Raw genomic sequence first — 22,170 nt, 5'->3', positions numbered from 1 at the left:
ATCTCGCCGCGCATGCCCCGCCCCGGAACCCCCGCCCCTCAATCGCAGGTTCAAGGGGCGGGGGTTCTCGGCGCTGCCAAGTGGATGCCGGAGTCACCCGATCCCGGACGCACAGCCCGGGAAATCGGTCCGCCGGATCATCGGCGGTGCGCACTAATCGGCGCAGTTCTCCTTCTTCCACTGGATCTGGACGACGGTCACGGGGGTTCGGCGATCGGGCCACTCGTGTCCCGCCGCGAGGTCGCCGTCCTCGGCGCGGTGAATGCACTTGCTCGCCTTGGTGCCGTCCCCGTAGTAGTACGAGACCCAGACGTGGTCATAGGTGTCGATCATGCCGTTGTTGAAGAAGGATCGGACGTTCTTGTAGGGGCTGCTGGCCACGCTGACCGGCCCCCAGTTCTCGCCCCGGCCGATGCTGATTTTCGTCGCTTCGGAGATGACCTCTGTCGAATACACGCAGAAGTCTCCGGACGCGCAGCCGTATGCCTTGTAAGAGGAAAGGGTTTCTGCGCTCGCGGGTGACGCGAGCGCCAGCCCGGCCAGAGCGACGGCAGTGACAGCGGCCGGGACGAACTTTCTCAGCATGAGATCTCCTCGTTGTCTCGCCTGCGCAAGCCAAGGCGGTGAAACGGCCCGCCAAGCGCTTTCGCGATTGCATGCCGTCAAGCTAAAAGGGGCCTGTTTGGTTCAGGTTGGTTGTCTGTTGGGGCCGTCGCCATGAAACAGGGACGAGGGGGCGGGCGTCTTCTGGAGTGCCGTCGGTCGGCGGGGGTGGTGGCGAGGGGACGGGGTTGGGGGGCTGGTCAGGGGGTGGATGGCGCCGGCGGGGAAGCGATGATCGGGTGTTCGTCGAAGCCACGTTCGAGGAAGTGTTGGGTAGCCTGGTCAGAGACGGCCCTGCCAGGCCCCGCTTCTTCCGTTCCCTCATGCCCTGAAGGTTCCGACGCCTATCGGCCCGCTACGTTTCCCGCCGGCCCTGCCCGCAGGCCGGCTCAGTCACTGAGCGTCCACCCAACGCGAGCGAGGAGAGAATTTTGTCCCAAGCAGCAGAGGTTCTCGAACTGGACGACACCATCGCCGACGGTGGCACGGCCGTCGGCGCCGACTCGGTCAAGACCTATCTGAAGGAGATCGGGCGCGTCCCGCTGCTCACCGCCGAGCAGGAGATCGAGCTGGCCAAGCGCATAGAGGCCGGCCTGTTCGCCAGGGAACGGCTCGACAGCGAGCCCGGCCTGCCCTCCGAGCTGCGTGCCGACCTGGAGTGGATCGCCGACGACGGCCTTCGTGCCAAGCGCCGCATGCTGGAGGCCAACCTCCGGCTCGTCGTCTCCATCGCCAAGCGTTACACCGGCCGCGGCATGCTCTTCCTCGACCTGATCCAGGAGGGCAACCTCGGCCTGATCCGGACGATCGAGAAGTTCGACTACCGGCTCGGCTACAAGTTCTCCACCTACGCCACCTGGTGGATCAAGCAGGCCATCACCCGTGCCATGGCCGACCAGGCCCGGACGATCCGAATCCCCGTGCACATGGTCGAGCTGATCAACAAGGTGGCCCGCGTGCAGCGCCGCCTCCAGTCCGACCTGGGCCGCGAGCCCACCCCCGAGGAGATCGCCGCCGAGACCGATCTCGACGTCGAGCGGGTGTCGGAAGTGCAGGGCTACGGCCGGGAGCCGATCTCGCTGAGCACGCCGCTCGGCGAGGAGGGCGACAGCGAGTTCGGCGACCTGATCGAGGACACCGAGGCCGTCTCCCCGGCCGACGCGGTCTCGTTCACGCTGCTGCAGCAGCAGTTGCACAGCCTGCTCGACCAGCTCTCCGAGCGCGAGGCGGGTGTGATCACGATGCGCTACGGTCTGGCCGACGGCAAGCCGCGCACCCTCGACGAGATCGGCCGCGTCTACGGCGTCACCCGTGAGCGCATCCGGCAGATCGAGGCCAAGACCATGTCCAAGCTGCGTCACCCCTCCCGGGCCATGGCGCTGCGCGACTACCTGAGCTGACCGCCCGGGAACGCAGCACGCGACACGCCGAGCGGGGCTCGCCGTGTGGACGTGGAGCGTCACCGCCTTGTCGACCGAACCAGCCGCCGCGACGCCGGCGCGACCAGCGACAGGCACGACCTCCGTCCACCCCGGCGACGGCCACCCGAGCACCCGCGTGCCGCGAGGCACGGCGACGCGCCCGTCACCCACGGGGAAGAGCGGTCCAGGGGTGGGAAAGGGCGGGTAAAAGGGCGCTCTGGAGTGTGTGGAGCCCGGCGCGGGCCGGGTGGGCCGGACCTACTCTGCCCAACGTGAAACGCTCCCGTACGAGCCTCGTCCACCAGGCCGCCTACGCGTTCCGGCACCCCCACAGGATCGCCCCCCACCTGCGCCGGCTGGCCCGCGACACCTGGTTCCGGCTCCGCACCCACGACCACGTCACCTACTACCGCGCCGTCATGAGGTCCGACACGGCCCGCGACCCCGAGGGCGCCGTGGGGTCGCACCGGCACCGGCGCTGGCTCGCCCTGGGACGCATGCAGTTCGACTACCTGGTGGAGCACGGGCTCAAGCCCGACTGCCGGATGCTGGAGATCGGCTGCGGGAACCTGCGCGCCGGCCGCCTGTTCATCGGCTACCTGTTCACCGGAAACTACTACGGCATCGACATCTCGCCCGACATCCTGCTGGCCGCCCAGGACACGGTCGAGAAGCACGCCCTACAGGACAAGCTGCCGTACCTGGCGCCGGTGCGCGACCTGCGGCTGGCGTTCCTGCCGGACGAGTACTTCGACGTCGTCCACGCCCACAGCGTCTTCTCGCACTCGCCGATCGAGGTCATCGAGGAGTGCTTCGCCAACGTGGGCCGGGTCATGAAGCCGGACGGCTGGTTCGACTTCACCTTCGACCGGACCGAGGGCGAGGAGCACCACGTCCTGCGCGAGGACTTCTACTACCGCACCGAGACGCTGGTCGAACTGGCCCGCAAGCACGGGCTGAAAGCGACGTTCATGGACGACTGGGAGCAGGGCCCACATAAACAGTCGAAAATCCGCATCACCCGGCGATAACCTCCCGGAGAGTGAGAGACCTCCGCCTGCTGCCCAAGGCCCACCTGCACGTCCACCTGGAGAGCACCGTACGGCCCGCGACCGTGCGCGAGCTGGGCGGCCCGCCCGAGCCCGAGGGCCCGTTCGCCGATTTCCGCGAGTTCGCCGACCAGCGGGCCAAGGTGCGCGGCCTGCTGCGCACCCCCGAGCACTTCCGGCGCGTCGCCCTGGAGTTCTGCGAGGACGAGGCCGCCCAGGGCACCCGCTACGTCGAGGTCACCTTCACCGCCGCCGCCCACGGGGAACGGCTGGGCGCCCCGGAGATGCCGCTGGAGGCGGTGCTCGACGGCCTGGCCGAGGGCAGGCGGTACGGCGTCGAGGCCCGGGTGCTGCTCGACCACTCCAGGCGGCGGCCCCTGGAGCGGCTGTGGCGGACGTACGAGCTGGCCACCCGCTACGACGAGGTGATCGGCCTCGGGCTCGCGGGCGACGAGGCCCATCCGCTGGCCCCCTTCGCCGAGGTGTTCGCCGCGGCCGGGGACGCGGGCCTGCACCTGGTGCACCACGCGGGCGAGGCGGCCGGGCCGGCGAGCATCCGCGAGGCGCTGGACCTGGGCCGCACCGAGCGGCTCGGCCACGGCATCCGGGTGCTGGACGACCCGGCGCTGGTGGCCGAGGTGCGCGAGCGCGACGTCCCGCTGGAGGTCTGCCCCACGTCGAACGTCCTGCTAGGGCTGGTGCCGTCGCTGGCCGAGCACCCGCTGCCGCGCCTGCGCGAGGCGGGGCTCACGGTCACGGTCAACACCGACGGCGAGACGGCGCTGGCCGAGGAGTACCTGCGGCTGCGCGAGGTCTTCGGGTACGGCGACGACGTCCTGGCCGAGCTGGCCCGCGCCTCGATCAGGGCCTCCTTCGCCCCGGACGCCCTCAAGGCGGACCTGCTGGCCGCCGTCGACGCCTGGCTCCGCTGACCCGCCCGGCCCCCGCCGGGCACGGCGATCTCCGTCACACCATGGAATAGTTGGCGAATCGGCGACCGTTGCGAACGGAGGTGGCGCGAACGCCACGACAGTGGCAGCCCGCGGCCTTGACGGGCCGGGGCCGACCGCCCGACCGAAGGAGCAGCGTTTGCGCACCGACTCGGCAGACTTACGACTCAGGACCGCGTCGGCGGTCTACCCGGCGGGCATGCTGGCCGCGCCGCCCCGCACGCTGATCGACATCCTCGACGAGACCACCCGCCGCCACCCCGACGCGCCCGCGCTGGACGACGGCGCCGTGTGCCTGGACTACCGGTCGCTGCGCGCCGAGGTCGACCGGGTCGCCGCCGAGCTGGCCGCGGCCGGCGTCGGGCGCGGTTCCCGGGTGGGTGTGCGCATCGCCTCCGGCACCGCCGAGCTGTACGTCTCCATCCTCGCCGTGCTCGCGGCCGGCGCCGCGTACGTCCCCGTGGACGCCGACGACCCGGACGAACGCGCCGAACTCGTCTTCGCCGAGGCCGCCGTGGACGCCGTGCTCGACGGCGGCCCGGTCACGCGGGCCCGCCAGGCGGCCACGCCCGAGCGGCCCACCCCGGACGACGACGCCTGGATCATCTTCACCTCCGGCTCCACCGGCAGGCCCAAGGGCGTGGCGGTGACGCACCGCTCGGCCGCCGCGTTCGCCGACGCCGAGGCCGGGCTCTTCCTGCAGGACCGGCCGCTCGGCCCGGGTGACCGGGTGCTGGCCGGGCTGTCGGTGGCCTTCGACGCCTCCTGCGAGGAGATGTGGCTGGCCTGGCGGCACGGCGCCTGCCTGGTGCCCGCGCCCAGAGCCCTCGTGCGCACCGGCATGGACCTGGCCCCCTGGCTGGCCGGGCAGGGCGTCACCGCCGTCTCGACCGTGCCGACGCTGGCCGCGCTCTGGCCCGCCGCGCACCTCGACGGCATCCGGCTGCTCATCTTCGGCGGCGAGGCCTGCCCGCCCGAGCTCGCCGAACGGCTGGCCGTGCCCGGCCGCGAGGTGTGGAACACCTACGGGCCCACCGAGGCGACCGTGGTGGCCTCGGCCGCCCGCCTGACGGGGGAGGGGCCCGTACGCATCGGCCTGCCCCTGGACGGCTGGGACCTGGCGGTCGTGGACGGCGCGGGCGAGCCGGTCGCCATGGGCGAGACCGGCGAGCTGATCATCGGCGGCGTGGGCCTGGCCCGCTACCTCGACCCGGCCAAGGACGCCGAGAAGTACGCGCCGCTGCCGTCCCTGGGCTGGGAGCGCGCCTATCGCAGCGGCGACCTCGTCCGCGCCGAGCCCGAGGGCCTCGTCTTCGCCGGCCGCGCCGACGACCAGGTGAAACTGGGCGGACGCCGGATCGAGCTCGGCGAGGTGGACGCCGCGCTGAACGCGCTGCCCGGCGTCACCGGCGCGGCCGTGGCCGTCCGCACCGCGGGCGGCGGCCACCAGGTGCTCGTCGGCTACGTCGTCACCGGGCCCGGCTTCGACGCCGGACGGGCCCGCGAGCTGCTGGCCGGCTCGCTGCCCGCCGCGCTCGTGCCCCGCCTGGCCCCCGTGGACGCCCTGCCCACCAGGACCTCCGGCAAGATCGACCGGGACGCGCTCCCATGGCCGCTGGACGGCCCGGCCGCCACCGACACCGGCCTGACCCCGGCCGAGGCGCTGCTGGCCGAGCAGTGGACCGAGATCCTCGGCGTGCGCCCGGAAGGGCCCGGGTCGGACTTCTTCGCCGACGGCGGCACCAGCCTGGCCGCCGCCCGCCTGGTCTCCGTGCTCCGGGCCACCCACCCCGACGTGGCCGTCGGCGACGTCTACGCCCACCCGACCCTCGCCGGCCTGGCCGAGCTGCTGGCCGCCAGGGGCGGGACGCAGGCCCCCGCGCACGCCGCGGCCGCCCCCATGCCGGGACGCGCCGCGCTGGCGCAGACCGCGCTGATGATCCCGCTGCTCACCGTGGGCGCGCTGCGCTGGGTCGTGCCGCTGGCCGCGCTCGGCAACGTGCTCGCCCCGCCGTGGGCGCCGCGGCTGTCGTGGTGGTGGGTGACGCTCGGCGCGCTGGCGTTCGTCACCCCCATGGGACGCATGGGCCTGTCGGCGGCGGTCGCCCGGCTGCTGCTGCGCGGCGTGCGCCCCGGCGCCCACCCGCGCGGCGGCGGGGTGCACCTGCGGTTGTGGTTCGCCGAGCGGTTCGCCGAACGGCTCGGCGTGCCCGACCTGGCCGGCGCGCCGTGGATGGCCTGGTACGCCCGGCTGCTCGGCGCCACCGTCGGCCCGGACGCCGACCTGCACTCGCCCCCGCCGATCACCGGCCTGCTCAAGCTGGGCCGGGGCGCCGCCGTCGAGCAGGAGGTCGACCTGTCCGGCCACTGGTACGACGGCGGCGTGCTGCACGTCGGCGAGATCCGCATCGGCGCGGGCGCCACCGTCGGCTCCCGCTCGACCCTGCTGCCCGGCGCGCGCGTCGGCAAGAACGCGCGGGTCGCCCCCGGCTCCGCGGTGGCCGGGACGGTCCCGTCGGGCGAGCGCTGGGCCGGCGTCCCGGCCTTCCGCCAGGGCAAGCCGCGCCGTTCCCGGCCGGCGGAGCGCGCCGCCCGCTCCCGCCCGTGGGTCGCGCTGTACGGGGTGAGCGCGGTCGTGCTCAGCCTGCTCCCGGTGGCCGCGGCCGGTGTCGCGCTCGCCGTCCTGGCCGCCTTCGCCGGGGACGAGCCGACGCTCGGCGGCGCGCTGGCCGCCGCCCTGCCCGCCGTGCCGTTGGCCACGGTCGCCGGGATGGCCGCCTTCGCGCTGGTCACGCTGGCCGGCGTGCGGCTGCTCGGCCTGGGGCTGCACCCCGGTCACCATCCGGTGCACAGCCGTCCGGCCTGGCAGGCGTGGGTGACCGGCCGGCTGATGGCCTCGGCCCGGGTGTGGCTGTTCCCGCTGTACGCCAGTGTCCTGACGCCCGTCTGGCTGCGGGCGCTCGGCATGAAGGTGGGCCGCGGCGCCGAGCTGTCCACGGTGCTCGCTCTGCCCACGATGACCTCCGTCGGCGACGGCGCCTTCCTGGCCGACGACACCATGGTGGCCCCGTACGAGCTGGACGGCGGCTGGATGCGCCTGGCCTCGGCGCGGATCGGCAAGCGCGCCTTCCTCGGCAACTCCGGGATGACCGCCCCCGGCCGCAAGGTGCCCAAGGACGGCCTGGTCGGCGTGCTGTCGGCGACGCCCAAGAAGGCCAAGTCGGGCTCCTCGTACGTGGGCATGCCGCCCATGGAGCTGCGCCGCACGGCCGAGGAGGCCGACCGCAGCAGGACCTACGACCCGCCCGCGCGGTACCGGGCGGCGCGGGCGCTGGTCGAGGTGTGCCGGGTGGTGCCCGCGATGGGCGTGGTAGCGCTGGCCGTGCTGGCCGTCGCCGCGTTCGAGTGGCTGGCCGCCGGTCACGGCTTCGCCGTGGCCGCCGCGCTGGGCGGGCTGGTGGTGCTGGCCGCCGGGGTGCTCGCCGCGGCGGTCGCGACGGCCGCCAAATGGGCGCTGGTCGGCCGGATCAAGGCCGGGAACAGGCCGCTGTGGAGCTCGTTCGTGTGGCGCAACGAGCTGGCGGACAACTTCGTCGAGGTGCTGGCCGCGCCCTGGTTCGCCCAGCCGTGGCTGGGGACCGCCCCGCTGAACGTGTGGCTGCGCTCCCTCGGGGCACGCATCGGACGTGGGGTCACCTGCGAGACATACTGGCTGCCGGAGGCGGATCTGGTGACGCTCGGCGACGGCGCGTGCGTCAACAGGGGATGCGTGCTCCAGACGCACCTGTTCCACGACCGGGTCATGAGCATCGACACGGTGACGCTGGAGGCCGGCGCGACGCTCGGCCCGCACGGCGTCGTCCTGCCCGCCGCGCGGGTGGGCGCGGGCACGACGGTCGGGCCGGCGTCCCTGGTCATGCGCGGCGAGGCGCTGCCCGGCGGCAGCCGGTGGTTCGGCAACCCCGTCTCGGCGTGGCGATGACGGCGTACTTCCCGGGGCACGGCGACCACCGGTACGCGGTCGAGCACTACGACCTGGCGCTGCACTACCGGCTCGCGGCCAACCGGCTCGACGGCACCGCCCGCCTGACGGTCCGCGCCGCCGAGCCGCTCGCCGATCTCGGCCTCGACCTCGGCCACTTCCGCGTCCAGGGCGTCACGGTGGCCGGCCGGGCCGTCCGCCACACGCACGGCCAGGGCAAGCTGCGCCTCACCCTGCCCGGCCCGCTGGCCGCCGGGGAGCGGGCCGTCGTCGAGGTGCGGTACGCGGGCACGCCCGTCCCGGTGCGCAGCCCGTGGGGCGGCCTCGGCTGGGAGGAGCTGACCGACGGCGCGCTGGTGGCCGGTCAGCCGATCGGCGCGCCCTCCTGGTTCCCGTGCAACGACCGGCCGGACGACAAGGCCCCCTACCGGATCTCGGTGACGACGGCGCCGGCGTACCAGGTGATCGCCAACGGCGTGCTCACCGCCAGGCGGCGGGCGTCCGGGACCACGACGTGGGTCTACGAGCAGGCCGAGCCGATGGCGACGTACCTGGCCAGCGTGCAGATCGGGCGCTACCAGCTCTCGGAGGCGGGCGGCACGCGCCTGGCCCACCCCGCGCGGCTGGCCGCCCGCGCCCGGCACGACTTCGGCCGCCAGGGCGAGATGATGGCGCTGTTCGGCGAGCTGTTCGGGCCCTACCCGTTCAGCGGCTACACCGTCGTCGTGGCCGACGACGACCTGGACATCCCGGTCGAGGCGCAGGGCATGTCGATCTTCGGCAGGAACCATGTGGACGGCGCGCGCGGCTGCGAGCGGCTGGTCGCGCACGAGCTGGCCCACCAGTGGTTCGGCAACAGCCTCACCGTGGCGGGGTGGGCCGACATCTGGCTGCAGGAGGGGTTCGCCACGTACGCGGAGTGGTTGTGGTCGGAGCGCTCGGGCGGCCCGCCCGCGGACGAGCACGCGCTGCGCTGGCACCGCAGGCTCGCCGCCCTGCCGCAGGACTTCGTGCTGGCCGACCCCGGCCCGGCCGCGCTGTTCGACGACCGCGTCTACAAGCGCGGCGCGCTGACCCTGCACGCCCTCCGCCGGGCGGCCGGCGACCAGGCGTTCTTCACGCTCCTGCGCTCCTGGGCCGACAGCCGCCGGTACGGCAGCGTCACCACGCGGGAGTTCGCCGCGCACGCCGAGCGGCACGTCCCGGCCGGCGCGCTGCTGACCGCGTGGCTGCACGACCGGCCCCTGCCGCCGATGGCGGGCGGCGCCCTGACCCGCGACCGCGGCGCCTGACCGGCCCCCGAGCCGCGCACACCGCGCCGACCTGGTCGGACGGTCGCCGGGGTGGCGGCTCGGGGACGGGCGCGTCCGCTCATAGCCTGGTCACATGGTGACCCGGCTCGCGACCTGCAACCTGTGCGAGGCCATGTGCGGCCTGCGCGTCGACCTGGACGGCGACCGGATCACCGGCATCCGCGGCGACGAGGACGACCCGCTGTCGGCCGGGCACCTGTGCCCCAAGGCGGTGGCCCTGCAGGACGTGCGCGAGGACCCCGACCGGCTGCGCCGTCCCGTGGTCCGCACCCCGGACGGCTGGCGCGAGGTCCCCTGGGCGGACGCGTTCGACCTGGTCGCCGCCCGGCTGGCCGGGACGCGCATCGTGCACGGCCCCGACGCCGTGGCCGTCTACCTCGGCAACCCGGTGGTCCACAGCCTGGGCGCGCTGACGCACGCGCCGCCGTTCGCCCGCCTGCTGGGCACCCGCAACCGCTACTCCGCCGCCTCCCTCGACCAGCTCCCGCACCAGTACGTCGCCCGCCACCTGTACGGCAGCCAGTGGCTGCTCCCCGTGCCCGACATCGACCGCACGGCCTACTTCCTGGCCTTCGGCGCCAACCCGGCCGTCTCCAACGGCAGCGTGATGAGCGCGCCCGGCGTCGTCCGGCGCATCCGCGACCTGCGCGCCCGCGGCGGCCGGATGGTCCTGTTCGACCCGCGCCGCACGGAGACCGCCCGCCTCGCCGACGAGCACCACTTCGTCCGTCCCGGCACCGACGCCGCGCTGATCCTGGCCATGGTCGGCCTGATCGTCGGCGGCGGCGCCGCCCGTCCCGCGCCCTACGTGGACGGGCTCGACCGGCTGGCCCCGGCGCTGGAGGCGTTCACGCCGGAGCGGGCCGCGGCCGTCACCGGCGTGCCGGCCGAGGTGATCACCCGGGTCGCGGCCGAGTTCGCCGCCGCCCCCAGCGCCGCCGCCTACGGCCGGATCGGCGTGTCCACCCAGCGGTTCGGCACCCTGTGCCAGTGGGGGATCCAGCTGTTGAACCTGGTCACCGGCAACCTCGACCGGCCCGGCGGCACGCTGATGAGCAGACCGGCCGTCGACCCGGTGCGCAACCGCCTGATCGACCCCGGCCACGAGGGCAGGTGGCGCAGCCGGGTGCGCGGCCTGCCGGAGTTCGGCGGCGAGCTGCCCGCCGCGGCGCTCGCCGAGGAGATCCGCACGCCCGGCGCAGGGCAGGTGCGGGCGCTGGCGACCATCGCCGGCAACCCGGTGCGCTCGGCCCCCGGCGGGCACGAGCTGTCGCGGGCCCTTTCCGGGCTCGACTTCATGGTCAGCCTCGACTTCTACGTCAACGAGACCACCCGGCACGCCGACGTCATCCTGCCGCCCACCGACCTGCTCGAACGCGACCACTACGACCTCGTCTTCAACCTGGTCGCGGTCCGCGACCACGCCCGCTACACCCCGGCCGTGCTGCCCAGGACGCCCGGCGCCCGGCACGACTGGGAGATCCTGCGCGAGCTGGCCCGTCGGTACCGCCGCCTGGTCCGGGCCGGGTCGCTGTCCGACCGGCTCATGCTGCGGCTCTCGCCGGAGCGGATCGTGGACCTCGGGCTGCGGGCGGGGCCGTACCGGCTGAGCGTGGCGCGGTTGCGCCGCCACCCGCACGGGCTGGACCTGGGCCCGCTCAAGCCGAGCCTGCCGGGCCGGCTGCGCACGCCGGGCCGCCGCGTCCAGGCCGCGCCGCCCGTCCTGCTCGACGGGCTCGCCCGCGCCCGCGCCGAGCTGCTGGCCCCCGCCCCCGCCGGGCTGCTGCTGATCGGCCGCCGGCACCTGCGCGACGACAACTCCTGGCTGCACAACTCCGCCCGGCTGGCCAAGGGCCGCCCCCGGCACCACCTGCTCATGCACCCCGGCGACCTGCGCGCCCGCGGGCTCACCGACGGCGCGCCGGTCCGGGTGCGCTCCCGCAGCGGCGAGGTGACGGTGGAGGTCAGCGCGAGCGAGGACGTCATGCCCGGCGTGGTCAGCCTGCCCCACGGCTACGGCCACGACCGGCCGGGCGTGCTGCTGTCGGTCGCGGCCACGCTGGGGGGCGCCAGCGCCAACGACCTCACCGACCCCTGCCTCCTGGACGAGCTCACCGGCACGGCGGCGCTCAACGGCGTGCCGGTCACCGTCGAGCCGGTCACCGTCGAGCCGCTCAGCTGACGGGCACGATCTCCGCGCGGGTCAGGACGCCGTCCTCGACGGTCAGCAGCCCGATCGTGCCGTGCGGCTGGCGACGGCGGTCGGTGGGGGAGCCCGGGTTGAAGATGCGCAGCCCCTCGCCCGACTCGTCGAGCGGGATGTGCGAGTGGCCGAAGACCACCAGGGCGGCCTCGGGGAAGCGGCGGCGCAGCCGGGCCAGGCGGCCCTTGGCGGGCCCGCTGTCGTGGATCATCCCGATCCGCAGGCCCTCCAGGGTCAGCTCCAGCGTCTCGGGCGCCACCACGTCGGGGCCGTCGTTGTTGCCCTTCACCACGTGCACCGGGGCGTAGGCGGCCAGCTCGTCGAGCACCGAGCGCACGCAGACGTCCCCGGCGTGCAGGATGACGTCGGCCCCGCGCAGGTGCTCGGCCACCCGGGGCGGGCAGGCGCGCCACCGCCGGGGCGCGTGGGTGTCGGACAGCGCCACCACGTTCATCCGGACGTCATGCCCGCAGATCCTCCAGCCAGGCCCGCCAGGCCGGAGCCTGCCCCGCGGGGTCGCCGAACAGCAGGTGCATGGCGAGCAGGCTGCCGCCCATGCCCTGGACGAACCGGTAGAGGGCGTCGGGGGTGCGGACGCCGACGCTCTGGGCGTTGCGGACGTAGACCACGCCCTGGACCGGGAGCAGACCGGGCGGCGCGAGCCGGACGGTGTCGCCGGGCTCGGGGCGGCCGCCGAGGGCGGCGTACAGGGCCCGCCAGGCGCGCGGCCAGTCGCTCACCGGCGGGCCGGACTCGGTGAGCGGGGTCGCGGCCCGGCCGGCGAAGTGGCCGAGGTACTCCGTCAGCGTCGCGAAGAACAGGGCCAGGCCCGTGGACATCGCCTCGTACTCCTGCTCCCAGTCGTCGCCGGGCAGGAAGCCGCTGGTGACCATGCGGAGCAGGGTGCTGCCCTGGCCGCGGCCCTCCAGCAGGAACTCGTAGGCCACGAAACGGCCGTCGGGGCCCGGGACGCCGGAGTGGGCGAAACGCTTGAGCGGGTCTTCGGCGGTCACCCTGGACTCGGGCAGCTCGGCCCCGGCGAAGGCGGTGCGGATCGCGCCGCCCTCGACCTCGTTGCGGCCCATGAACCACGAGTCGATGCCCGGCCCGGTGGTGATGGCCGCCCACACCTGCTCGGGCGTCGCCTCGACCATGGACTCAAGGGGGATCTCGAACTCGCGCCCCACCTCAGGAACCCTTCTTCACGGACGGGTGCACGGCGACGACCAGACGATGGTCCCGTCCGCCCTCCGCGGACTCGTCATGATATTTGCTGACCAGCGAGGTGACGCACTGCGCCAGCTCCTCGGCGAACGCGGCCCGGTCGGCGGCCGAGGCGAAGCGCACCTCGCCGTCGATGGCGAACGTGGCCACCTTCTTCTGCGCCTTGGCCGCGCCGGTGATCAGCGTGCCGACGTCGCGGACGAGCTGCGCCGCCAGGGCCAGCAGCCAGCGCGCCGACAGCCGGTCGGGGGACCGGGCGGGATCGGGCTGCACGGCGGCCAGGGCCGTGGGAGAGATCACGAAGGAGGCGGCCGTGGCCTGCATGACGCGTTCGGTGACGTTGCCCTTCCTGCGCTCCTCGACCAGCTCGACCAGCCCGTGGCGTTCGAGGGTGCGCAGGTGGTAGTTGACCTTCTGCCGGGCCAGGCCCACCTTGGCGGCCAGGGACGTGGCAGAGCCCGGCTCGACCAGCTCCGCCAGCAACTTCGACCGCATCGGGTCGAGCGACGCCTCGGCGGCCGCCGCGTCTTCGATCGCTGCCACTTCGTGCATGCCTGAAACGATCGCACCGAAAAAAATCGTTGTCAAGCCAGCCGGGCGGCCTTGCCCTCCAGATAGCGCTGCTCAGGCAGACTGAGCGTCCGCCGGGCCGCCTCGCGGAAGGCCAGCGCCGCCCCCTCCGCGTCGCCCTCCATCTCCAGCAGGTGGGCGCGGACCGCGGCCAGCCGGTGGTGGCCCGCGAGCCGGTCGTCGGCGGCCAGGCCGTCGAGCAGGTCGAGCCCGGCCCGCGGGCCGTGCACCATGGCGGCGGCCACGGCCTGGTTGAGCCGGACCACCGGGTTGTCCTCCAGCCCGGCCAGCACGCCGTAGAGCGCCAGGATCTGCGGCCAGTCGGTCTCGGCGGCGGTGGGCGCCTCGTCGTGCACGGCCGCGATCGCCGCCTGCAACTGGTACGGGCCCAGCGCGCTGGTGGCCAGCGCCTTGCTGACCAGCTCGACGCCCTCCTCGATCAGCCGCCGGTCCCACGACGAGCGGTCCTGCTCGGTCAGCGGCACCAGCGAGCCGCCCGGCCCGGTGCGCGCCGCCCGCCGCGCCTCGGTCAGCAGCATGAGCGCCAGCAGCCCGGCGACCTCGCCGTCGCCGGGCAGCAGCCGGTGGACGAGCCGGGCCAGCCGGATCGCCTCGCCGGTCAGCTCGGGCCGTTGCAGGTCGGGTCCGGAGGTGGCGGTGTAACCCTCGTTGAAGATCAGGTAGAGCACGTGCAGCACCACGCGCAGCCGCTCGGCCCGCTCCGGCTCCGGCGGCGGCCCGAACGGCACCCCCGTGGACCTGATGCGCTGCTTGGCCCGGCTGATGCGCTGGGCCATCGTCGCCTCCGGCACCAGGAACGCCGCCGCGATCTGCGCCGTGGTCAGGCCGCCCACGGCCCGCAGCGTGAGCGCGAGCTGCGAGGGCTCCGAGAGCGACGGGTGGCAGCACAGGAACAGCAACGTCAGCGTGTCGTCGCCGGACGGCGTGCGCTCCTCGCCCGGCGCCGGTTCGACGAACTCGTCGGCCGGGACGGCGGCCGCCGCGCTCTCCTCCCGCCGCCGGCGTGCGCTCTCGCTGCGGAAGTGGTCGATGACCCGGCGGGAGGCGACCGTGATCAGCCAGGCCCGCGGGTTGTCCGGCACGCCCTGGTCGGGCCACTGCACGGCGGCGTCGAGCAGGGCCTCCTGGACGGCGTCCTCGCAGGCGTCGAACTGCTCGTAACGGCGGACGAGCACGCCGAGCACCTGCGGCGCCAGCTCGCGCAGCAGCCCTTCGATCACTCCGCCACCTCGTCGATGACGGGCCGCACCTCCATGGCGCACAGACGCGCGTCCGGCCAGCGCGCGGCGATCTCGGTGGCCCGCTCGACGCTCGCGCAGTCGACGATCAGATAGCCGGCCAGGTACTCCTTGGCCTCCAGGAAGGGGCCGTCGGTGACGGCGGGCACGCCGTCGCGCACCGTCACGGTCTTGGAGGAGGCGGGGTCGCCCAGCGCCTGGCCCCCGGCCAGCTCGCCGTTGGCCTCCAGCTCGGCCATGAGCGCGTCGACCTCGGCCATGACCTGGTCGAACCCGTCGGCGACGGCCTGCTGGGCGGCGGGGTTGCTGTAGATGAGCAGCATGTATTTCACCTGCCTCATCCTAGGGTTCCGGGAAATCCGGCCGGGCCCGGCCGGGTTCAACCGGGTCGCAGCCCTGCGGGACGAGGGTGCCGGGCGGCCGGTCGGCGGCGGTCCGCACGCTCATGTGCAGGCGTAACCGGGAGCCCCGCGGGCTCTGGTCGAGCTCGACGCGGTCGCACAGGTGCTGGATCAGCCACAGGCCGAAGCCGAACCCCGCCGAGTGGGCGCGGCCGTGCTCGGCCGCGGCCAGGTGGGCGGCGCTGAGCCGGCCGGCCTCGTCCGCGATCTCCACCGTGACGCCGCCGGAGTCGGTGCGGGCCAGCAGGGTGCCGGTGCCGCCGCCGTGGTCGAGGACGTTGGTGACCGCCTCGTTGACCGCCAGCACGAAGTTGTCCAGGCGCTCACCGGACAGCCCGCCGCGGCCGGCGTGGTCGCGTACGAGGCGGCGGATGGCGTCGAGATCGGTGCTGATGGGACAGCGTAGCTCCGGTTCCATGCCCATGGTCTGATCAGTCCTGCCTGGGTGTGGCGTGGCGGGGGACCCGGCTTTGGTTGCTTACCAGACGCAAGCCCGGCAAACTCCCGGGCCGCCCGGCCGCGGCGCGGACGGCTACTGGAGGCGGGCGCCGATGATGCACGTGTCGTCGTCGGTGTCGGAGTTGCTGTGCGTCAGCAGGTGGTCGAGGCGCTGCTCCAGGGTGGCCGCGGGGTGCCGGGCGATGTCCAGGAGCCGCTGCTGGGACTCGTGCAGGTTGACGTCCCGCCGTTCGATGAGGCCGTCGGTGTACATGAGCAGGATGTCGTCGGAGGCGAGCTGGACGTGCGTCTCCTCGTACTCGGCCTCGGCGACCGCCCCGAGCAGCAGGCCCTTGGTCATGTCGAGCTCCCTGGCCTGGCCGTCGCGGACCAGGATGGGCGGCAGGTGCCCGGCCCTGGCGTAGCGCAGCACGCGGGTGCGGGGGTCGAACAGCCCGCAGATCGCGGTGGCCGTGACGTTCGCGGTCAGGTGGTGGGCGACCAGGTTGAGCCAGGTCAGCAGCTGGCCCGGCCCGGCGCCGGTGGCGGCCAGGCCGCGCAGCGCGTTGCGCAGCACGACCATGCCGGTGGCCGCCTCGATGCCGTGCCCGGCGACGTCGCCGACCGACAGCAGGATCTGCTTGGTGGGCAGCACGACCGCGTCGTACCAGTCGCCGCCGACCAGGTGCTCCTTCTCGGCCGGCCGGTAGCGCACGGCGATCTGCAGGTCGAACGCCTCCAGCGGCTCCCGGCTCGGCGGCATGATCGCCTGCTGGAGCTGCAGGGCCAGCCGGTTGCGCTCGGCGGCCTGCTGCTCGGTGTGGGCGAGCTGGTCGCGGGTGGCGGCCAGCGCCACCTCTGTCCAGTGCTGGGAGGAGATGTCCTGGTAGGCGCCGCGGATGGACAGCAGCAGGCCGCTGTCGTCGAAGACCGGCTCGGCGACCACTCTGATGTGCCGCACGGTGCCGTCGGACCGCTGCAGCCGGTAGGCGGTGGAGGCCGGACGGCGGTGGTGCAGCACGGCCCGGACGAACCGGCCGATGGCCACGGCGTCGTCGGGGTGGGCGTGCGTGGCCAGGCGTTCCAGCGGGATGGGCGGCTCGTCGAGGGACATGCCGTACAGGTCGTGGAGCTGGGCGCTCCAGACGATCTCGCCGGTGAGCAGGTTCTCCTCGAAGCCGCCGATGCGGCCCAGGCGCTGGGCGTGCTGGAGCAGGTTGGCGAGCTGGGCGTCCTGGTCCTGCAGCCGCCAGATGAGCAGCACGCCGTCGCCGAGCCGGATGATCGCGATGCCCGCGACGGTGTGCAGCGGGATCTGGTCCACCAGGGCCGTGATCGTCATCTTCTCGGCCCTGAAGGTCTCGCCCGTGGCGTGCACGTGCTCGATCCTGGCCAGCAGCGCGCCCTCCTCGGCGGCCAGCGGGTACGCCTCCAGGAACAGGCTCCCGACGACCTCGCCGCGCGGCCGCCCGGCGGGGTCGAGGAAGCGCGGGTTGGCGTGCACGATGCGGAAGTCGGTCAGCCGGCCCTCGGTGCCCAGCTGCGGGCGCAGCACCAGCGCCGCGTCCGGCAGCGCGTCGGCCAGGTCGATCAGCTCGGGCAGCACCTGCGGCTCGTGCACGGCCTGGTCGGTGGTCTCGAAGGTGTGGGCGCACAGGTCGGCCAGCACCTCGATCTGCTTGACGATCCGCGCGCCGGGCTGCGGCATCGCGTGCGGCCAGCCGATCTCCAGCACGCCCAGGATCCGGCCGCCCGTCCCGGCCGGGGCGGTCGCCCGCGCGCCGGGGGTCTGGCGCTGGCCGATCGAGGGCAGCCCGACGGCGGCCAGGTCGTCCAGCCACACCGTGCCGCGTTCCAGCAGCGCGCGGCGGGCCGGCGTGGCCACGCCCGGCGGCACGTAACGCCAGCGCCTGGCCTCCTCGTCGGCCAGCCCCGCGTACCCGGCCAGGGTGAGGGACGCGTCGGGCCCGGCCTCCCAGATGGCCACCGTCGTCGCGCCGAGCGCGGACAGGGCCTGCTCCAGCAGCGACTGCGCCACGGCCTGCGCGTCGGTGGCGGTCAGCGCCCCGTTCTCGGCGGTGCGCAGCCGCACCGCCACCTCCGCCGACTCCTCGGCGCGGGCCGAGCTGAGGAAGTCGCGGGCGGCCTCGCTGATGCGGTCGTGGGCGGCCTGGTTGATGATGTCGGCGGCCAGTTCGAGCTGCGTCACCCCCGCCTGGTCGGCCAGGGTGGCGAGCTGCCTGGCGGCGGTGGCCAGGCTGCACTGCAGGCGCTCGACCAGCACGCCCTTGGCGACCTCGACCAGGGCGCGGCCCTCGGCGGCCCGCTGGGCCTCCAGGATCTGGTTGTGCAGGCGGTCGACCGTCGCGGCCAGGCGGCCGAGATTGGGCGGCTCGGTACGCTCCGGCGGCACGGCGGCCGCCGGATCGTGCTGGTGGTGCACAGCGTTGCTCCTTGAGGGGGACGGGTCAGGCGCCGAGCCAGTGACGGATGCGTTCGACCAGATGGTCGGCCTCGACCGGCTTGGTCACGTAGTCGCTCGCGCCGGCTGCCAGCGCCTTCTCCTGGTCGCCCGGCATCGCCTTGGCCGTGACCGCGATGATGGGCAGGTCGGCGTACTGCGCCATCGCGCGGATGCGGGCGGTGGCGGTGTAGCCGTCCATCTCGGGCATCATCACGTCCATCAGCACCAGGTCGATCTGCGGGTGGGCGACGAGCGTGTCGATGCCCTTGCGGCCGTCCTCGGCGTGCAGCACGTCGATGCCGTGCACCTCCAGCATGCTGGTCAGCGCGAACAGGTTGCGGGCGTCGTCGTCGACGATCAGCACCGTCCGGCCCGTCAGCGAGGTGTCGATCTCGGCCCCGGCGAGCTGGTTGACGTTCCCGGCCCGGATCAGCGGCAGCACGTCGCCGGGCTGGTCGGCGGTCAGGTGCAGGGCGATGCGCTCGCGCAGCTCGTCGAGGCTGGACAGCAGCTCCAGCGGCTGGCCGCCCTCGCGCGTCTGCAACGGCACCGCCTGCTGGGAGCTGGCCCGCCAGTTGTTGTAGGCCAGGACCGGCACCGAGTTCAGGGCCTGGTCGCCGTCCATGGCCTCCAGCAGGCGGTAGGCGCTCTGGTCGGGCAGGTCGAGGTCGAGCACGATGCAGTGGCAGGGGTCGGCGGCGAGCGTGGCCGCGGCCTCCTGCGCTCCGGCGGCCGTGACGATCTCGATCGTCTCGTCCTTGCTCAGCGCCAGCTCCGTCACCACGCTCTCGGCCACGTGCGAGAGCAGGCCCTGCGGCCGTTCCTCGATCACCAGCAGGCGGCGCGGCTGCGGCTGGTGGGACCTGGCCGGCGCGGCCGCTTCCTGCTCGGACGTGGTGACGCGGGCGGACTCGACGATCACCGAGGGGTCGGCCAGGGCCTTCTTCGGGGAGAGCCCGATGAAGTCCGGCCGGGCGATCGGCAGGTAGAGGGTGAACACGCTGCCCTGGCCCGGCGTGCTCTGCGCGCTGATCGCGCCGCCGAGCAGGTGGGCGATCTCGCGGCTGATGGACAGGCCGAGGCCGGTGCCGCCGTACTTGCGGCTGGTGGTGCCGTCGGCCTGCTGGAACGCGCCGAAGATGGCTTCGAGCTGCTGGGCGGCGATGCCGATGCCGGTGTCGACCACCCTCAGGGCGACGGCCGCGCCGTGCTGGCGCACCGAGGCGGGCAGCTCGTCCTGGGCGGCCGGTTCGATGCGCAGCTCGACGCTGCCGGTCTCGGTGAACTTGACCGCGTTCGACAGCAGGTTGCGCAGCACCTGGCGCAGGCGCGAGTCGTCGGTCACGACCTCCACCGGGATGCCGGGGGCGTTGGTGATCGTGAAGTCGAGGCTCTTCTGCGACGTCATCGGCCGGAACGTGGCCTCGACGTAGTCCAGCAGCTGGCGCAACGGCACGCGTTCGGGGTTGATGTCCATCTTGCCCGCCTCGACCTTGGACAGGTCGAGGATGTCGTTGATCAGCTGGAGCAGGTCGGAGCCGGCCGAGTGGATGATCTCGGCGTACTCGACCTGCTTGGGCGTCAGGTTGCGCGTGTGGTTCTGGGCCAGCAGCTGGGCCAGGATGAGCAGCGAGTTGAGCGGGGTGCGCAGCTCGTGGCTCATGTTCGCCAGGAACTCGCTCTTGTACGTCGAGGCCAGCGTCAGCTGGTGGGCGCGGTCCTCCAGCTCCTGCCTGGCCTGCTCGATCTCCAGGTTCTTGGTCTCGATGTCCTGGTTCTGGCGGGCCAGCAGCGTGGCCTTCTCCTCCAGCTCGGCGTTGGAGCGCTGCAGCTCCTCCTGCTGCTGCTGCAGCTCCTCCGACCGGGCCTGCAGCTCGGCCGCGAGCCGCTGCGACTCGGCCAGCAGCTCGTCGGTGCGGGCGTTGGCGACGATCGTGTTGAGGTTGACGCCGATCGTCTCCATGAGCTGGTCGAGGAAGGCCCGGTGGACCGGCGTGAACGCCTGCACCGAGGCCAGCTCGATCACGCCGAGCACCTGCTCCTCGACCACGATCGGCAGCACCACCACCGAGGCGGGCTCGATCGTGCCGAGGCCGGTCGAGATCCGGACGGAGCCGGAGGGCACGTCGTCGACGGCGATGACCCGGCGGCTGCGGGCGGCCTGGCCGACCAGCGCCTCGCCGAGCCGGAACCGGGTCGGCCTGCCCGGGTCGGCCGGGTAGCCGTAGGCGCTGATGAGCTGGAGCTCGTTCTCCTCGGCCAGGAAGAACGCGCCGTACTGGGCGCTGACCAGCGGGGCCAGCTCGTTCATCACCAGCTCGGCGACGGCCGCCAGGTCGCGGTGGCCCTGCATGAGACCGGACATGCGGGCCAGGTTGGACTTGAGCCAGTCCTGCTGCTCGTTGGCGGTCGTGGTCTCGCGCAGCGACTTGACCATCGAGTTGATGTTGTCCTTCAGGTCGGCCAGCTCGCCCTCGGCATCGACCGTGATCGAGCGGGTCAGGTCGCCGGAGGTGACCGCGCTGGTGACCTCGGCGATGGCGCGCACCTGCCGGGTCAGGTTGGCGGCCAGCTCGTTGACGTTCTCCGTCAGCCGCTTCCAGGTGCCGGAGACGCCCTCGACCTCGGCCTGGCCGCCGAGGCGTCCTTCGCTGCCGACCTCGCGAGCCACGCGGGTGACCTCGGCGGCGAACGAGGACAGCTGGTCGACCATCGTGTTGATGGTGGTCTTGAGCTCCAGGATCTCGCCGCGGGCGTCGACGTCGATCTTCCTGGTCAGGTCGCCCTTGGCCACCGCCGTGGTGACCTGGGCGATGCTGCGCACCTGGTTGGTCAGGTTGTCGGCCATCGAGTTGACGTTGTCGGTGAGGTCCTTCCAGGTGCCGGCCACGTTCGGGACGCGGGCCTGGCCGCCGAGCTGGCCTTCGGTGCCGACCTCGCGGGCCACGCGGGTGACCTCGTCGGCGAACGCGCTCAGCGTGTCGACCATGGTGTTGATCGTCTGGGCGAGCGCCGCCACCTCGCCCTTGGCCTCGACGGTGATCTTCTGTGACAGGTCGCCGCGGGCGACGGCGGTGGCCACCTGGGCGATGCTGCGCACCTGGCTCGTCAGGTTCGACGCCATGACGTTGACGTTGTCGGTGAGGTCCTTCCAGGTGCCCGACACGCCCCGGACGGTGGCCTGGCCGCCCAGGTTGCCCTCGGTGCCCACCTCACGCGCCACCCGGGTGACCTCGTCGGCGAAGGCCGACAGCTGGTCGACCATCGTGTTGATGGTCTCCTTCAGCTCCAGGATCTCCCCCCGGGCATCCACCCGGATCTTCTGCGTCAGGTCACCCTTGGCCACCGCCGTGGTCACCTCGGCGATGCTGCGCACCTGCGCCGTCAGATTGTCGGCCATCACGTTGACCGACTCCGTCAACGCCTTCCACGTGCCCGACACGCCCTTCACATCGGCCTGACCGCCCAGCCGCCCGTCCGTGCCCACCTCACGCGCCACCCGCGTGACCTCGTCGGCGAAGGACGACAACTGATCGACCATCGTGTTGAGCGTGTTCTTCAGCTCCAGGATCTCCCCACGAGCCGACACCGTGATCCGCTGCGACAGATCACCCCGCGCCACCGCCGTGGCCACCTGCGAGATGTTCCGCACCTGATCGGTCAGGTTCCCCGCCATGAAGTTCACCGAGTCGGTCAGGTCACGCCAGGTGCCCGCGACCCCCTCCACCTCGGCCTGACCGCCCAGCTGACCCTCGGTGCCCACCTCACGCGCCACCCGGGTGACCTCGTCGGCGAACGAGGAGAGCTGGTCGACCATCGTGTTGACGGTGTTCTTCAGCTCCAGGATCTCCCCGCGCGCGTGCACGGTGATCTTCTGCGACAGGTCACCCCGCGCCACCGCCGTCGTCACCTGCGCGATGCTGCGCACCTGGTCGGTCAGGTTGCCTGCCATCGCGTTCACCGACTCGGTCAGGTCCTTCCACGTGCCCGACACCGCCGGCACATCGGCCTGACCACCCAGCCGCCCGTCCGTGCCGACCTCACGCGCCACCCGGGTCACCTCGGAGGTGAACAACGACAACTGGTCGACCATGCCGTTGAACACCGAGGCGATCTCACCCAGCAGCCCGTCGGCGTCCTCGGGCAGCCGGGTACGGAAATCGCCGTCCCGGACCGCCGTCAGCCCGCCGAGCAGCTGACGCAGCCGAAGCTCGCCGACCTCGGCGCCCCCGGACGCGGAACGGGAGCCACCGGTCATCGCTTCGCTCATGTCACCCTCGTGTCCTACGACGT

14 protein-coding genes and 1 pseudogene are annotated in these 22,170 nt (G+C 73.3%); 6 read left to right on the top strand and 9 right to left on the bottom strand.

Annotation, left to right across the window (positions count from 1 at the left end):
- Positions 1–153 precede the first annotated feature (153 nt).
- Positions 154–585 carry a hypothetical protein gene (locus ACFYUV_RS30990; RefSeq protein ID WP_387674262.1) on the bottom strand — a complete coding sequence of 144 codons (432 nt, stop codon included), beginning with the start codon at positions 583–585 and terminating at the stop codon, positions 154–156.
- A gap of 515 nt (positions 586–1,100) precedes the next feature.
- On the opposite strand from ACFYUV_RS30990, the pseudogene ACFYUV_RS30985 reads away from it, so the two are divergent.
- The 6 genes and pseudogenes from ACFYUV_RS30985 to ACFYUV_RS30960 all read left to right on the top strand — a co-directional run.
- Positions 1,101–2,003 (top strand): annotated as a pseudogene (locus ACFYUV_RS30985) (RNA polymerase sigma factor); the annotation flags it as partial.
- 293 nt (positions 2,004–2,296) lie between these two features.
- Entirely contained in the window at positions 2,297–3,055 is a 759-nt protein-coding gene (locus ACFYUV_RS30980; RefSeq protein WP_358299223.1) for a class I SAM-dependent methyltransferase, read from the top strand.
- Between the two features lie 11 nt (positions 3,056–3,066).
- The gene (add, locus tag ACFYUV_RS30975; protein WP_387674259.1) at positions 3,067–4,005 is read left to right on the top strand and encodes an adenosine deaminase; all 939 of its coding nucleotides are present in this window, start codon (positions 3,067–3,069) and stop codon (positions 4,003–4,005) included.
- A gap of 157 nt (positions 4,006–4,162) precedes the next feature.
- Positions 4,163–8,005 carry a Pls/PosA family non-ribosomal peptide synthetase gene (locus ACFYUV_RS30970; protein ID WP_387674256.1) on the top strand — a complete coding sequence of 1,281 codons (3,843 nt, stop codon included), beginning with the start codon at positions 4,163–4,165 and terminating at the stop codon, positions 8,003–8,005.
- Positions 8,002–9,297 carry a M1 family metallopeptidase gene (locus ACFYUV_RS30965; protein ID WP_387674367.1) on the top strand — a complete coding sequence of 432 codons (1,296 nt, stop codon included), beginning with the start codon at positions 8,002–8,004 and terminating at the stop codon, positions 9,295–9,297. Before ACFYUV_RS30970 ends, ACFYUV_RS30965 begins: the two co-directional genes overlap by 4 nt.
- 94 nt (positions 9,298–9,391) lie before the next feature.
- Positions 9,392–11,500, top strand: coding sequence for a molybdopterin-dependent oxidoreductase (locus ACFYUV_RS30960; protein WP_387674253.1), 2,109 nt, complete (start codon positions 9,392–9,394; stop codon positions 11,498–11,500).
- Here ACFYUV_RS30960 and ACFYUV_RS30955 read toward each other — a convergent pair.
- From ACFYUV_RS30955 to ACFYUV_RS30920, 8 genes are all read right to left on the bottom strand, one after another.
- Positions 11,493–11,975 carry a metallophosphoesterase family protein gene (locus tag ACFYUV_RS30955; protein WP_352329954.1) on the bottom strand — a complete coding sequence of 161 codons (483 nt, stop codon included), beginning with the start codon at positions 11,973–11,975 and terminating at the stop codon, positions 11,493–11,495. The two genes, ACFYUV_RS30960 and ACFYUV_RS30955, sit on opposite strands and share 8 nt — an antisense overlap.
- Positions 11,976–11,982: 7 nt before the next feature.
- Positions 11,983–12,708, bottom strand: coding sequence for an SRPBCC domain-containing protein (locus ACFYUV_RS30950; RefSeq protein WP_387674249.1), 726 nt, complete (start codon positions 12,706–12,708; stop codon positions 11,983–11,985).
- A 1-nt stretch (position 12,709) separates the two neighbouring features.
- Complete coding sequence (locus tag ACFYUV_RS30945) at positions 12,710–13,297, bottom strand: ArsR/SmtB family transcription factor (RefSeq protein ID WP_387674246.1); 588 nt, start codon at positions 13,295–13,297, stop codon at positions 12,710–12,712.
- Between the two features lie 32 nt (positions 13,298–13,329).
- The gene (locus tag ACFYUV_RS30940; protein WP_387674243.1) at positions 13,330–14,556 is read right to left on the bottom strand and encodes an RNA polymerase sigma factor; all 1,227 of its coding nucleotides are present in this window, start codon (positions 14,554–14,556) and stop codon (positions 13,330–13,332) included.
- Positions 14,553–14,897 (bottom strand): YciI family protein, encoded by a 345-nt coding sequence (locus ACFYUV_RS30935; protein WP_387674364.1) that lies wholly within the window; start codon positions 14,895–14,897, stop codon positions 14,553–14,555. Before ACFYUV_RS30935 ends, ACFYUV_RS30940 begins: the two co-directional genes overlap by 4 nt.
- 19 nt (positions 14,898–14,916) lie before the next feature.
- A complete protein-coding gene (locus tag ACFYUV_RS30930; RefSeq protein ID WP_387674241.1) occupies positions 14,917–15,393 on the bottom strand; it encodes an ATP-binding protein in 477 nt (158 codons plus the stop codon).
- Positions 15,394–15,507: 114 nt separating this feature from the next.
- Positions 15,508–17,856 (bottom strand): SpoIIE family protein phosphatase, encoded by a 2,349-nt coding sequence (locus ACFYUV_RS30925; RefSeq protein ID WP_387674238.1) that lies wholly within the window; start codon positions 17,854–17,856, stop codon positions 15,508–15,510.
- Between the two features lie 25 nt (positions 17,857–17,881).
- On the bottom strand, positions 17,882–22,135 hold the full coding sequence (locus ACFYUV_RS30920) for a HAMP domain-containing protein (protein ID WP_387674361.1): 4,254 nt from the start codon (positions 22,133–22,135) through the stop codon (positions 17,882–17,884).
- Between the last annotated feature and the right edge of the window lie 35 nt (positions 22,136–22,170).

It is taken from the genome of Nonomuraea sp. NPDC003560, assembly GCF_042878785.1.
GTDB lineage: Bacteria > Actinomycetota > Actinomycetes > Streptosporangiales > Streptosporangiaceae > Nonomuraea.
The sequence above is the reverse complement of the archived record's forward strand: the minus strand, read 5'-3'. Positions and strand labels throughout refer to the sequence as shown.